Source organism: Microcoleus sp. Pol11C2 (genome assembly GCF_036701505.1).
Taxonomy (GTDB): Bacteria; Cyanobacteriota; Cyanobacteriia; order Cyanobacteriales; family Microcoleaceae; genus Microcoleus.
Map to the genome: position 1 here is coordinate 33,235 of NZ_JAUBQX010000046.1, position 14,710 is coordinate 47,944.

Here is a 14,710-nt window from a genome sequence, read left to right on the forward strand (position 1 = left end):
TTGTTGCATCTGGACAAATAATTTAGCTTGGAGCCTATGACTCCCTACCGATCCGCCATCTGCCGCACAAACTCGATTTCCTCTGCTTCCTGCTTTAAATGCAGAGTCGCCCGAATTGTACTGATCAGATTAAATTCTGAGCTAAACTTGACATTAGATTTAATAGGCGATCACATTCAAGCATTGGTTTCAAAAATAATCTTAAGTACCTGATTAGCCTCTTAAATTCCTCTTCTATAAACTGCTGTCGTTTAATCAGCCTTAGCCTCCTTCGTTTTCTACTTAGTCTTAACTCAAGTATAAATAGCTCTTACATAAAAAATTAAAGTATTGTTTTAAACTCGTGTTTTCATAATTTGAACCCCAAAGTATATTAAGAAAAATGTACTTGACTGAATAGCACAGGAGAGCGAGCGAAAATAGTAGATAGTAACTCTAAGAAGCTTCTAGCTTGACAGAAGCAGTAGGAATACGTAGATATGATTAACATCACAAAACTTTTCCTAGGGTATCACATTAACGAGCAAATATACGCAGGCAATCGAACTCTAGTTTATCGCGGTCTTCGCTCGGAAAATGGGCAGCCGGTCGTGATCAAAATGCTGCGAAATAACTTTCCCAGCTTCAACGAACTCGTTCACTTCCGCAACCAGTACGTCATTGCTAAAAACTTAGAGATCCCCGGCAGTGTCAAGGCATACAGCCTGGAGACTTACCAGAACCACTATGCTCTGGTGATGGAAGACTTTGGCGGAATTTCCTTATGTAGCTACCTCGCTCGTCTAGCATCCGAGAGCAACGAACCCCTAGAAGGCTTCCCCGTTAGCGACTTTCTGCCTATTGCGATTCAAATTGCCAACTCCCTCGACGGACTTTATCGCTACCGAGTCATCCATAAAGACCTCAAACCTGCCAACATTCTGATTAACCCCAGCAGCAAACAAGTCAAGCTGATTGACTTCAGCATCGCTTCCCTGCTGCCGCGCGAAACCCAAGAAATTCAAACTCCCAACGTCCTCGAAGGCACCTTACCTTACATATCTCCCGAACAAACTGGGCGCATGAACCGAGGCATTGATTACCGCACAGATTTCTACTCGCTGGGAGTAACATTCTACGAATTACTAACAGGAAAGTTACCCTTCCAAACGGATGACCCAATGGATTTGGTACACTGCCACCTTGCTAAGCAACCACTGGCAGTCTCAATAGTCAACCAGAGCGTTCCATTGGTGCTGTCGGAGATTGTCAGCAAACTGATGGCGAAGAATGCGGAAGACCGCTATCAAAGCGCCCTAGGACTCAAGTACGACTTAGAAACTTGTTGGCAGCAGTGGAGAGAGACGGGAGAGATTGCATCCTTTAAATTAGGACAGCGAGATTTGTGCGATCGCTTCTTTATCCCGGAAAAATTGTACGGTCGGGAAAGCGAAGTATTCTCCCTGCTAGCTGCCTTTGACCGCGTGAGTGCAGGTAGCACTGAAATGATGCTCGTTTCTGGTTTCTCTGGCATTGGTAAAACCGCTGTCGTCAACGAAGTTCACAAACCCATTGTCCGGCAGCGCGGCTACTTTATTAAAGGCAAATTCGACCAATTTCAACGCAACCTTCCCTTCTCAGCTTTTGTCCAAGCCTTTCGAGATTTACTCGGGCAGTTGCTATCGGAACCAGACGCAAAAATCGAGCAGTGGAAGTCAGAAATCTTAGCCACTTTGGGCGAAAATGCGGGAGCAATTGTGGAAGTTGTACCCGAATTAAAGTTTTTGATTGGAGAACAACCTCCCGTAGCAGAACTCTCCGGCAGTGCCGCCCAGAATCGCTTCAATCTGCTGTTTGAAAAATTCATTCAAGTTTTTACCACCCAGGAACATCCCCTAGTTATTTTCTTGGATGATTTGCAATGGGCAGACTCAGGCTCGTTAAAGTTGATACAGCTTTTAATGAGCAACGTGGGGAGCCGTTATCTTTTCTTAATTGGAGCTTATCGGGATAACGAAGTTTTTCCAGCACATCCGTTAATACTGACCTTGGCAGACCTTGACAAAGCCTCAGCAACGGTGAATACCATTACTCTAGCGCCGCTCCAGCAGTCGGATATAAATCGTTTAATCGCCGATACTCTTGGTTGTTCAAAAGCACTAGCACAGCCTTTAACCGAACTGGTTTATCAGAAAACTAAAGGCAATCCGTTTTTCAGCACGCAATTTCTCAAATCCTTGCATGAAGATGGATTAATTTCGTTTAATTTTGATAGCGGTTACTGGCAGTGCGATATTGCCAAAGTACGAACATTAGCGCTGACAGATGATGTAGTAGAATTCGTGGCAATTCAGTTACGGAAGTTGCCCATCCCAACTCAAGAAGTTTTGAGGTTGGCCGCCTGTATTGGCAATCAATTTGACCTAGCAACCTTGGCGATTGTGGATGAAAAATCACTTGAGCAAACTGCACTTAACCTGTGGAAAGCTCTGCAAGAGGGGCTAATATTGCCCATTAGCGAGGTTTATAAGTTTTACCAGACAGAGGGGAATGAAAACGGGGAAAACGGTACTAGGGACAAATCTATCCCATTACCCATTACCCCTGACCAATTACCCAAATACAGATTCTTACACGATCGCGTCCAACAAGCTGCTTATTCTTTGATCCCTGAAGACCAAAAGCGATCGACTCATTTAAGAATTGGTCAACTGTTATTAAATAATACGCCAGAAGCCGAACGAGAAGAAAGAATCTTTGATATTGTCAACCACTTAAATGTGGGAGTTGAGCTAATTACCCAGGAAGCAGAACAAGAGCAATTAGCACAGTTGAATCTGGTTGCTGGAAAGAAAGCCAAAGCTGCTACAGCCTATTCTGCTGCGGTTGAATATTTGAACGCGGGAAGGGAATTACTGACAGCAAATAGCTGGGAGAGTCAGTATCAACTAACTTTGACGCTGCATGAAGAAGCAGCAGAAGCCGCTTATCTGAACGGCGATTTTGAAGAAATGGAGATATTAGCTATAAGAGTGTTGCAACAACCTATATCGCTGCTGGACAAAGTGAGGGTGTACGAAGTGCAAATGCAAGCTTATATGGGGCAGAATAAGCTACAAGAAGCACTAGGTATGGGGCTACAAGTGTTAAAGCTGCTCGGAATAGAGTTTCCCAACTCGCCAAATCAATCTGATATCGGACACGCGCTGACCCAAACCACTTCAATTTTGAGCGGAAAGCAAATTGAGAATTTAATCGATCTCCCTCAAATGACAGATCCGCATCAGCTAGCAACTATTAGGATTCTGTCAACTCTATTTTCCTCTGCCTACATAGCGCTGCCGTCCCTAGTGCCTTTAGTAATTTGCAAACAGGTCGATTTATCTGTCTTATATGGCAATGCTTCTGTATCTCCCCCAGCTTATGCTCAGTATGCTTATCTGCTCTGTGCGATGGGAGATATAGATACAGGCTATCAGTTCGGTCAATTAGCTTTATCTTTGGTGCCGAAGTTAAATGCTAAAGCAATCGCTGCCAAGACGCAGTACATAGTTGCTGGTGGCGTTCAACATTGGAAAGAACATCTCAAGAATACAGTAGAACTTTTGCTTTCAGCATACTTTATTGGCCTGGAAACCGGAGAGTTAGAATTTGCTGGCTATAGTATTAGCGTATATATTAATCACTCGTATTTTAGTGGTAAGCCATTAACGCAACTGGAACGAGAAATGGCAATATACTGGGAAGCAGTTCTGAAAATTAAGCAAGAAACACCGCTTCATTTTGTAGAAGTATTTTGGCAAAGTGCCTTAAACATGATGGGACGGGTGGAAAATCCCTGTCACTTAAAGGGTGAAGTTTACGACGAAGATAAAATGCTGCCGCTACACCAGCAAAGTAATCATGGAGTAGCACTTCATTACCTCTACTTGAACAAGATTGTACTTTGTTATTTATTTGAGCATTACTCGGAAGCACTGGAAAACATCGATCGAGTAGAAAGTTATTTGGGTGCAGCTACAGGACAGATAACTTTGGCTATCTTCTATTTCTATGATTCTCTGGTGCGGCTGTCGGTATACTTGAATACTCCCTTTTCAGACAAAAAGGAACTTCTCGACCGAGTACAAGCTAATCAAGAAAAAATGCAGAAATGGGCACATCATGCCCCCATGAATCATCTGCATAAATTCTATCTAGTGGAGGCAGAACGGCATCGGGTGTTAGGCGAAAAAATAGAAGCGCTTGAGATGTACGACAAGGCTATTGCTCTCGCAAAAGAGAACGGATACCTCAACGAGGAAGCACTTGCTCACGAACTAGCCACCAAATTTTATTTGTCATGGGGCAAAGAAAAAATTGCCAAACCATATTTAATTGATGCTTACTATGCTTACGCTCGTTGGGGAGCAAAAGCAAAGATTGACCATCTAGAACAGCGCTATCCTCAATTGCTTGCTGTGATCCTGCAACAGGAGCGAACTTGCCAGAATCCGAGCGAAACAATTTACACATCCACCCATAGTGAATCATCCGTATCTAACACGAATAGAACAATTATCGGTAGCACCAGCAGTTGGGGCTTAGTAGATTTGCCGACAGTTATCAAAGCTTCTCAAGCTCTATCTAGCGAAATTAAACTCGATCAATTGCTCACTACCCTCCTGCAAGTGGTGGTGAAGAATGCCGGAGCACAAAGCGGAGCATTAATTTTGAATGAAGAGGGAAACTGGAGGCTCAACGTCCACTGCACAAACCGTCAAGACTGCCTTCTGCAATCAATTCCGGTTGAAGAGAGCGAAGTGATTCCTCTGAGCCTGCTCAACTACGTCAAGCGTACAAAAGAAACCCTGATTTTTGATGATGCTAGCAATCAACCAAGATTTGCATCTGACCCCTACATAATCCAACACCAACCTCAGAGCCTGCTTTGCACTCCAATCAGCGAGCGAGGGAAAATGATGGGGATTTTGTATTTGGAAAATAATTTAGCAACAGGGGTATTCACAGGCGATCGCGTCGCCATCCTCAATATCCTGTGTTCCCAAGCAGCAATTTCCTTACAGAACGCCCGACTCTATCAACAATCTCAGGAATATGCCCAAAAACTAGAGCAATCTATCCACGATCTCAAACAGATGCAACTGCAATTGGTGCAGGGTGAGAAAATGTCTGCTCTCGGCAATTTAGTCGCAGGGGTAGCCCACGAAATTAACAATCCCGTAGGCTTTATCGCTGGCAACTTGCAACCTGCTCAAGAATACCTACAAGATTTGTTCGAGCTAATCGATGTATATCAAGATAGTTTTCCCAAGCCAGGAGCTAAAGTTGAAGAAAAAATCGAGACCATAGACTTGGAGTATTTGCGAGAAGATTTGCCCAAGTTAATTGGCTCGATGAAGGAAGGAGTCGAGCGCATTCGCAATATCAGTACGAGTCTGAGAACGTTTTCCAGGGCAGATAGCGATCGACCAGTTTCTTTCAATATTCACGACGGGATCGAAAGCACTCTCCTGATTCTCAAGCACCGTTTAAAAGCCAGCGAGTTCCGCCCTGCCATTGAAGTTGTGAAAGAGTATGGTAACTTGCCCCTAGTGAAATGCTTTCCCGGACAGTTAAACCAGGTATTTATGAACGTACTGGCAAATGCCATTGACGCTCTGGAGGAGTCAAATAAGGAGCGCACTTTTAAGGAAATTAAAGCCCGACCTAATCAAATCACGGTTCAAACTGCTCTGAGCGAAGATCACAATCAGGTTTTGATTCGCATTAAGGATAATGGAGTGGGGATGTCGAACGAAGTCAAGGAAAACATCTTTAACCACTTATTCACAACTAAGTCTGTGGGTCAAGGAACTGGATTAGGATTGTCTATAGCCCACCAAATTGTTGTAGAAAAACATGGAGGTACATTAGTGGTGAATTCTTCCTTGGGACAGGGTTCGGAGTTTGTGATTTCTATTCCGGTGTGAGCAGTTCGTAGTAGGTCTTTAGCGCAATTAGCAGCGCCGCCTCGCAATTATCAAGCCCCCTTATTAGAAGAAAGAGGGAATGGAGAGCGGGGAACGAGCAACAGGTTAAGGATTCTCTTGCTAGGAACTAGCGACTACAAACTAGGGAAACAAAGAATCTAGACTAATTCCCCCATCATCCGCCCGCACCTTATTCGTGATTGAGACAGCGGTTTGGAACCGTCCGCTTTACCAACACTCTTCCCTTTTTTTGTGCCCTGTTTTGACTTAAGAGTTTCCTTGAGATTTTAAGCCTCTACCTTACCGAAATGAAAGCAGCTATCATGCTACTGAGATTGTGGAGTTAAATTTCATAATATGATAAGGCGCGCGCACCCTAAGTTAATAAGGTGCGCGCTTGACGCTTGACGCTGAGATGTACGGAGAGGGTGGGATTTGAACCCACGTTAGAGTTACCCCTAAAGTAGATTTCGAGTCTACCGCATTCAACCGCTCTGCCACCTCTCCAAGTGATTTGAGATGTGAGCTAAAAGTATTTTACCGCACAGTGCGCCAGATTGTAAATCTTTATAAAAAAGAAGTTTGATTTTCTTCCGATTCCAGAGTCGTCTTAAATCCCCCTGTGGGAGTCCACTGGAGGGCTCCGTCGCGCCCTGTCCAGAATATCTGAGTTTTGCTTTGGCGCAGTTGGGCTGCGGTTTCTGGGTCGATTTCGTCAGCAGATGCGATCGCCACTTGCGGCCCAACTGCGCCCAATAACTCAGCCGTCAGGGCTTTTCCTGACCACCACAGCACTTGAGCCGGCTTCAAGGTTCCCGTTGCTGCCAATTGTTTTTGCGCTTCCGGTGTCATTTCACCGACGAGCAACCAAGTTCGATTTCCCACCAGGAATTCTACCACCGGAATCTCCGCATTCACCAACTGCAACCGCGTCGAACCCAGATCAACTGTACTGTTAGTTTCTAAAGGAAAGTAAACGCCTTGGCGAGATTGCACAGCCGTCATAAATTCCTGATTGTTGCCACGGTGAATTTGTTTCGGAGCCTTATTATCATAAAATGTTTTAATTGGCAAGCGTTCTAGTAATTTTCCCCAACCACTGCTCAAACCTAAATGACCGTGAGTGGCGATCGCAAAATTCACAGAATTAACTCCTTGCTGCTGCAAAAAAGGCAACACTGTAAACCTTACGGTATTTTCATCACCGCTATTAATTAGCGCCACTTTTCCCCGATCTTGAATTACTAAAACAGGCTCGCCAGATGTCGCTAGCAAAGTAACTTGAAATAAAGATGACTGAACGTGCCAAGCTGGCAAAACTATGATACTTATTCCCGCTACAAGCGCCAGCGGCAAAATCCAAGCCGATGAAAAACTCGGCAGCGAAACAACTCTACTTTTACCCTTCTTCTTTCTTCTTTCTTCCTTCTTCCTTCTTCCCTCTTCCTTCTTCCTTCTTCCTTCTTCCTTCTTCTTTCTTCCCCCGATCCAAACCCAGCAAATTAAACTGTAAAGCGCTATTAGCTGAAACACCGATACTTGACCGACAGCTACCGAATTACCGGGTAATTGCGAGAAATATTCGGCGATCGCAATTAACCCCTTTGCCGGATAGTCCAGCAGTTGTGCTAAAACACTGCCAGCGGGCGGAAAAATCAATCCAGCTAAAGCGCTAACCATCCCCCCAATACTCAAAATCCACAGCAAAGGAGCGGCAATAATATTAACTAAAATGCTGTAAGGTGATACCACGCTAAAAACGTAAAGTAGCAGCGGCAGCACCCAAATTGAAGCGGCGATCGGAACCACAATAATCGAAGCGATCGCGGGCGGTATCCAGTCCAACTTTGCCATCAGTGGCGGCGTTGTCACTATTAACCCCAAAGTGGCCAAAAAACTCAGTTGAAAACCTAAATCCCAAATCCACAAAGGGTTAACTAGCAGTAAAATAGTAGCAGCAATTAACAGCAATCCCAGCGGCTTAACTTGGCGGCTCAGAACCACAGCAAATAGTGTTCCAAATCCCATCAAAGCGGCGCGGCATACTGATGGTTCAAAGCCAGTTAGCCCCACGAGCAAAAATAAAGCACCGACGCCAAAGCTAAATTGCAATTGTTTGGAAAAACGCCTGGTTAAAGCTAGAACTAAAGCCAAAACCATCGAAACTTGAGTGCCGGAAGCTGCGATCGCGTGGGCTAATCCAGCCTGCACAAAATAGTCGCGGATGTTGTAAGGTAAATCTACTGCTTGTTTGCCGAGGGCGATCGCACTGATCAAAGGCCCTTCGGGAACCTTTAACTGCGATAGTTGCGATCGCACTATCCGCTGCCGCATCGCTTGAAGTTTCGATGGCCGCATCCCGCTGGGCTCCCAGAAAGCATCCGCTTGGTTGTTAACTCGATTTACATCCGCGATCGCCTTTTCTCTCGTCCAGTCAATTTGACGGCCTTTGAGCCCTGCAAAAGCTCCTTCTCTGGCTAAATATGCTTGAAAATCAAAAGCCCCCGGATTCGACGGCGGCTGCGGTTTGTACAAGGATCCCACCACTGCGATCGTATTGTCGGCGTACAAACTTGTTGCTTGCAGGAGGGGCACTGTAACGTAGAGTTTGCCTGATACTGGGCGGTTGACCACTACTCCTCCCTCGCCGCCGTTGATTTGGCTAACTAAATCGGTTTCTAGCCAAAATTGCGATCGACCCGATCGAGTCAATCGAGGCGTACTAACAACTCTACCGCGAACTGTCACTGCCACTTCTTGAGTGTTTCCGCCAGCCGGAATCAGTTTGCTGATGTCATCTATTGCCGGTTGGGGCGATCGAACTGCAAAATAAACGCTAGCTAGAAATGCCAGCAAACCCGCAACTGCCCACACCCATTTCGCTCTCGGCAGCCTCTCCAACAAACTCAACTCTTCCCTCGCATCTAAGGGTTCTTCAAGAGCATTTTCTTTTTGTCTGCTGCGTCTTGTCTTGGTGACTTTGACAGAATTTTTAGTAAATTTTTGCAACAATTTTGGCAGGGCGATAGCTACCGCTATTCCCAAAGCAAGTATTGCGTATCTACCCCAAGGAACCGCTGTAGAAATCAATCCCAAAATGTAGGCAAGACAGAAGATGACACCCGTTGCTTGATTCATTAATTAGCAATTTAGAGGGGGAATCTTTCATGGAAACCTATGCCGAAATTATGCACTCCTTACCAACGAAAGCGGGTTTTTCAACGGAGATAAATGACTAAACGCCGTGTATTTCGATAAAAAACCTGGTTTCTGCTACCGATGCGTAAGTTATGGCAAAATTTCTTTCCTTACATTCTTTCCCTTCCCGTTCCCCTTCCTCTTCCTCTTCTAAATAGACAGCCCCAATTTTAAACCGAAAGCCGCGTGCAGCACCATAAGTGCAAGAGCCGTCGTGCCTAAATAAGCGTGAACCGCGCGCAGTGCTAGCTTATTGCCCCCAAAACCCGTCAGCGAAATCAAGCTGCCCATAGCCAGCAAAACCAGCACTGTCGAACCTGTCCAAAAATGCGGGCTTTCCATGACTGGCTGGTGCTGCATCACCAGCGATAGCAAGCCGCCTGTATAACCCAAAGCTAGAAATAGAAACATCCATGGTGCAAGCTTGCGGTGATCCGAGCGACTTTTGAGTGCGACATCTTTATCGGTGGCCAAACGTCCCTGCCATCCCGTATACCCGACAAAACTGCCCATCGCCACCACCACGATCCCCATCATTACAGGGTGTCCCCAATGGGTAATTGGTTCGGGAATTCCCAGACTGCGAAATTGACTGGCGATGGGTTCTAGTAGTTCGCTGAGATTGATCATTTGCTTGAGATTCCTAACTTTGCGATCGCTAATTTTGATTTAACCAACAACTTACTCTAAATAGCAATATATCGATCGCGATTTTCAATCACTGTTTCCAGCCAGAAGTCTGTATAAAATAAAAGAGCCGGACACAGGAGAAGTGTATTCCCTAGCCTCAGCAGGGGAGCGGCCATTTCAGTTAATTTGAGCTGAGCAGTATCCAGTTTTTTGTCCCCACATCCGTAAGAGGATGCTATTGCAGACGGCGCTATGATTAAGCCTTACCGATTTTTGCAGCGAATTGCTCAACTGCTCGCCTACGCCTACTCAGCACTGATTGTCGGCTATCTGATTCTGAGACTGATCTTTTGGGACAGGCTGTGGCCGGTTGCCTTGATGGGGGATTTTGTTCCTTGGATTTTCTTGCCAATCTTCCTGCTGCCAATTCTAGGGTTTTTTATCATAAAGAAACGCTGGTTCGCGATTGTTTCCTCTGTCGCTGGTATCTGTTTGCTGGGTTGGCTACACGTCACCTACTTTTCTCCCCAGTCGGCGAACATCAGTGACTCCCAGCCAACCCTCAAGATTTTTTCTCTCAACCTCGGCTGGCATCACAAATCCCCACAAGCTTTGGTCAACCTAATTGAGGAAGAAAAACCAGACCTCATTTGTTTGCAAGAAATTAAGGAGGATTACGCCAAAGAAGTATTCTCTAAGTTGGCAGCATTATACCCGCACAACCTGGGGCGCGGATACCATGTGATTCTCAGCAGATATCCCATTCGCTCTTTCCAAAAGTTAAAGCTAGCCGGTGGGAACGAACCACAGGAACGAGCTATTATCGCAATGAACCAGCAAGATGTAGTTCTTTATAACATTTCAACCACCCCACCGTGGTTTCGCCAGCATAAAATTTTGCCTTTCCTCAAAATCCCAGTTTACGAGTACGGCGACCGACCGGCACAAATTCAAGATTTAGTGCGGCGACTCCAGAAAGAAACGCTGCCGACTATTGCTGCCGGGGACTTTAATCTGACTGACCAATCTCAAGACTACTATTATTTAAGAGCCGTTATGCAAGATGCTTTCCGAACAGCAGGAGTAGGTTTTGGCTTTACTTTTCCTCACGGGTGGGATCTGAGTTTACTGGTTAAACAGTTAAACTGGAAATTAACTTTTCCCCTGGTGAGGCTTGACTATGTTTGGTATTCTCACCACTGGGGGGCGAAATCAGCCAAGGTTTTACCGCCAATTGGTTCAGAGCATCTGCCGCTGTCGGCCCAACTGCGGATGCAACCGGAATTAGGACGAGTGTAGGGGGTTGGCAACATTTGGTGGGGCAACCACAAGGGCATTGGTATCAATTTAAGCTCCGCGCCGTGATGCTGTTGGCGAATCCGTGAAGGGTGACACCTCACATTTGCTCCCGTCGCACCCCTCTTAGAGCGTGTCCGGATAATTGCCCGCAATTAATTTTTCTATCCTTCTTCCTCTTTCTTCTTCCTTTTTGGCGTAGTTGGCGTCTTGGCGGTTCATTATTAAACCCCCCAAAGAAACAAAGTATTGATTCGCCAACAGTCTCATGGAATGCGCGACTATACAAACAGGGAATTTTAGACAAATGAAGATGTTTTCAACCAAGCACAGACGAATGGCTCGAATTAAGCCTTACTGGCTTTGCACTTGACTGCTGAATCGCCCGTATGCCATAGCCCTGGGTCTGCGCTTCACCCAATCTTCACAGCCTCATTCTCACTCTGGATGTTAAATCCTACCTGCCTGCTCAAAGTTAATTTCAATTCCTTGACTTTTGAATGCCAAAGTTAGAAATTAACATCGCAGCGGACGAGCACTCCCACTTCTACATTTTGCTAATCGCTCTCAAGAGAAAATTAACAACTGAAAAAAAACTAGAGGTTCCAAGTTTGAGACTTCTGGCATAAAGTATGCAGTCTGCCCAGGCTCACTTCGAGCGACTGAGCGCTAAACAGTCTCAAGGCACCCTGATAGCACCCCTTGGCTGTTGAGCAGCCATCGCTGTGTACCTAAATGAACCCTCTCAACTAACTCGCTGGGGATTCGGTTTTAGCAGACAAGCACTGACTTTCTTGCGTCGTCTTCCTCGGAACCGTGCAATCGCTACACTCACTGCGCCGTCGCTAAAGTAGCTTCCGAAGGTTGGATTTGATACTTTACGAGATTTGCCAGTTCTTGTAACTGATTAATCGCTTCTGCACCTTCTAGTTTCATCAGTTCGCGGTCGTCCCGCATCTCAGTCCAAGTGATACCGTAATCTGACACTAAAAATCGAATCAGATGGTTGTCCGTCAAACTGACCATAAATGAGGCACTGTTCATCTGACCCCCGCAAGTGTAGCAGGAGGCCAGATAACCCCGATGCTCTAGCACGATCGCTAAAGCTTGAAGGTTCATTACCAAATCTTGAACGAATTTACGGTGTTGTTCTGCAAGTCTCAGAAACACAGTTCTCCTCCTATCACCACACCGTGTATTTTACATCCCATTTAATAATTTCTTAATAAGTGGGTATTTAGGTGCTGGCTCAGTATACGTTTAGTATGCTCAAAAAAAATCGGATTAGCGACCTCTTCAGCCTACCTATACTAGATTAACCGAGTTGTGATCGAAACGAAGTATCAGCAGCGACATTCAGCCAAAACAGGCTCTAGCGGGGTACTCCAGCCGGAAAATTTGCCTGCTGTCACGGGTGATTCAGCCGTCGGAGAGCCCAAAGATACAAATAACTAATGATAGTAATGAAATTAGTTAAGTATAAGAGTTCAATCACCCTGCGGGTACTCGTCCCAAAGCGTCGTCGTCTGCCGCAAGCTCCGAAAATCGCCATTCCCCAAAATCAAGTGATCCAGTAGCGGAATCGACAAAAACTGCGCTCCCGCCAGCAACTGTCGCGTCAAAGCAATATCCTCCGGGCTGGGTTCCACAATCCCCGATGGGTGATTGTGCGAGATAATCGCCCGCGTCGCCCCCTGGCGGATCACCTCGCGAAAAATATCCCGTGGGTGAGCCAAAGTTTCCGTTGCTGTGCCGATCGTAATTACCTGAGTACCCAGCAGCCGATTTTTCACATCCAGCAACACCACAGCAAAACGTTCCTGAGACTGCCACATCAAATCCTGACTCAGGGCATCCGCCGCCGCTTGCGGAGAGTCAACCACAGCCATTTCCGGCGGCCGCGACTGAAACACCCGCTTCCCCAACTCCACCGCCGCCAAAATCGAAGTCGCCTTAGCAGGGCCAATCCCGTGAATCTGCGTCAACTCCTGAACGCTAATACTGCGTAGCACAGCCAGAGGATCGCGGTGGTGCAAACTCAACTGATTTAAAATATACTGTCCGAGCCCGACGGCGGAAAGTTTGCCGGGTCCCTGACCAGTACCCAGGAGAATCGCAATCAATTCTGCAGTCGCCAAACTTTTCGGGCCACCCGCCATCAACCGTTCCCGTGGCCGTTCACTCGTTGGCAAATCGACAATTCTCAAGCTGTAAGTCATAGCTGCACCCGCACCGCAAGCTCAACAATTAGACAATTTTAGCCGATCGATTTGCGTTCTTCAATTCGTACAATCACCCAAAAAAGCCTTCATCCTTAACCGAGGCTGTTGGCAGAGCAAATCTAACCTAGCGTTTCGCAAGCGATAGAGTCTCGATCTCGATCGAGCTTAAAAGGATCGCCCGGATATGCTTCTAAAACTCGCTGCGCTTCGGCCTGAGTCGCAAAGTCAGAACAGTTGCAATCCGAGTTAACGCAACTCGGAAAATCGGCACTTTTAACCTTCGCTTTAGAAGACTCGTCAATAACTTTCTTGGTGTCTTTCTTTGGTTGCTGTGCATCAAGAGCAATCTCTGCGGTTCGTTCAACAGATTTGACTGAAGATGGCAATTTGCGATCGGGTTCTGGTTTGGCAAGTGTAGGTGTGGGAGCAGAAATTGCAGGTTTCGGTGTTGGTGTCGGCATTTTCACAGTCTCCGGCTTCAGTGTCGGCGCTGCCGAAAGCGGTGACGGCTTAGCGGTTTGAGAGGATACTAGCGGATCGCTTGGGGCCGGAAGCGCCACTGAAACTTCCTGAGACGGATTGGGTGCGGTGACGCCAACAAGTACAAACGAAGCCGCCATCAACCCGCCGTACATCGCGGCCGATCGCTTGCGGGTTGGTGCGCCCACCCATTTCGGATTAACAATACCCAGAAAGAAGGCAGGTATCGACAATAGAAAGCTTAATACGAAAAAATTAAACATAGCGATTTTTAGCAGTAAAAAAGAGAAGTCATCCAGGACGCAGAAACCGGGTTTCTTTTACCAAAATCCGGGGTTAAGCACGAAGGATATTTGTTTAAACCACCTGAGTTTTTTAATCCCTGTGCGTAAGTCCTGAGAAGTTAACTTGCTTATTTATCTACCGATCGACTCACAAATCCCTATGATTTACGAAGTAAACTAGAACGTTGGACACCTGACCCTAGTGCAACCCCGTTTCTGAGTCAGTCCTGGACGCACTCAAAGACCAAAAACCCGGTTGCTTCGTCAATATTTATCGAAAAAGCGACGAGTAGTGGAATAAACCGGGTTTTTTGCGTAAGTCCTGTTAGGGTATTTCTCCTTACTAAAGCCACGATTTTTTCCTACAGTTCGCGATCGCACTCCGACGCCTATAAACCGGGGTTTTTAATTGCAGTAAATGAGTAGGTGCGATTCGTTTAGTCGAAACCCGAAAGGGGGGATGACTAGCAGCAATAGGGTAAACCCATCTGGGTTAGAGTTCGCACTTTAATCCCCTATCGCTGACAACTTACTATCCATTCAGGTGAGAAAACCTAGTCGAGCATCAAGCTAAGAAAACTAGGGGAAAACGGGAAAGATGAAGGCGCAAATCAACATCATAACTAAAATCCACAATAAATCAAGTCCT

General features: G+C 46.1%; 8 protein-coding genes and 1 tRNA gene. 3 read left to right on the forward strand and 6 right to left on the reverse strand.

The window, feature by feature from the left end; translation table 11 throughout:
- The first annotated feature begins 479 nt into the window (after positions 1 to 479).
- Positions 480 to 5,951: an AAA family ATPase gene (locus QUA42_RS21680; protein ID WP_333139968.1), complete on the forward strand. Its 5,472-nt coding sequence runs from the start codon at positions 480 to 482 to the stop codon at positions 5,949 to 5,951.
- Positions 5,952 to 6,371: 420 nt separating this feature from the next.
- Here QUA42_RS21680 and QUA42_RS21685 read toward each other — a convergent pair.
- The 3 genes from QUA42_RS21685 to QUA42_RS21695 all read right to left on the reverse strand — a co-directional run bounded on the left by QUA42_RS21685 (position 6,372) and on the right by QUA42_RS21695 (position 9,779).
- Positions 6,372 to 6,458: transfer RNA gene (locus QUA42_RS21685), tRNA-Ser, on the reverse strand.
- A 60-nt stretch (positions 6,459 to 6,518) separates the two neighbouring features.
- Positions 6,519 to 9,089 (reverse strand): ComEC/Rec2 family competence protein, encoded by a 2,571-nt coding sequence (locus tag QUA42_RS21690; RefSeq protein ID WP_333139970.1) that lies wholly within the window; start codon positions 9,087 to 9,089, stop codon positions 6,519 to 6,521.
- Between the two features lie 210 nt (positions 9,090 to 9,299).
- Complete coding sequence (locus QUA42_RS21695) at positions 9,300 to 9,779, reverse strand: DUF4079 domain-containing protein (RefSeq protein ID WP_333139972.1); 480 nt, start codon at positions 9,777 to 9,779, stop codon at positions 9,300 to 9,302.
- A 252-nt stretch (positions 9,780 to 10,031) separates the two neighbouring features.
- Here QUA42_RS21695 and QUA42_RS21700 point away from each other — a divergent pair, with 252 nt between their 5' ends.
- On the forward strand, positions 10,032 to 11,078 hold the full coding sequence (locus QUA42_RS21700) for an endonuclease/exonuclease/phosphatase family protein (RefSeq protein WP_333139974.1): 1,047 nt from the start codon (positions 10,032 to 10,034) through the stop codon (positions 11,076 to 11,078).
- Positions 11,079 to 11,906: 828 nt separating this feature from the next.
- On the opposite strand, the gene QUA42_RS21705 is transcribed toward QUA42_RS21700, so the two are convergent.
- Positions 11,907 to 12,245, reverse strand: a complete 339-nt coding sequence (locus QUA42_RS21705; RefSeq protein WP_015176985.1) for a DUF1815 family protein — start codon at positions 12,243 to 12,245, stop codon at positions 11,907 to 11,909.
- 156 nt (positions 12,246 to 12,401) lie between these two features.
- Between QUA42_RS21705 and QUA42_RS21710 the strand changes: the two genes are divergently transcribed.
- A complete protein-coding gene (locus QUA42_RS21710) occupies positions 12,402 to 12,530 on the forward strand; it encodes a hypothetical protein (protein WP_333041245.1) in 129 nt (42 codons plus the stop codon).
- A 32-nt stretch (positions 12,531 to 12,562) separates the two neighbouring features.
- On the opposite strand, the gene radC is transcribed toward QUA42_RS21710, so the two are convergent.
- Both radC and QUA42_RS21720 read right to left on the reverse strand, forming a co-directional pair.
- Entirely contained in the window at positions 12,563 to 13,294 is a 732-nt protein-coding gene (radC, locus tag QUA42_RS21715) for a RadC family protein (protein ID WP_333127827.1), read from the reverse strand.
- Positions 13,295 to 13,416: 122 nt separating this feature from the next.
- Positions 13,417 to 14,040 carry an excalibur calcium-binding domain-containing protein gene (locus QUA42_RS21720; RefSeq protein WP_333139976.1) on the reverse strand — a complete coding sequence of 208 codons (624 nt, stop codon included), beginning with the start codon at positions 14,038 to 14,040 and terminating at the stop codon, positions 13,417 to 13,419.
- Positions 14,041 to 14,710: the final 670 nt, after the last annotated feature.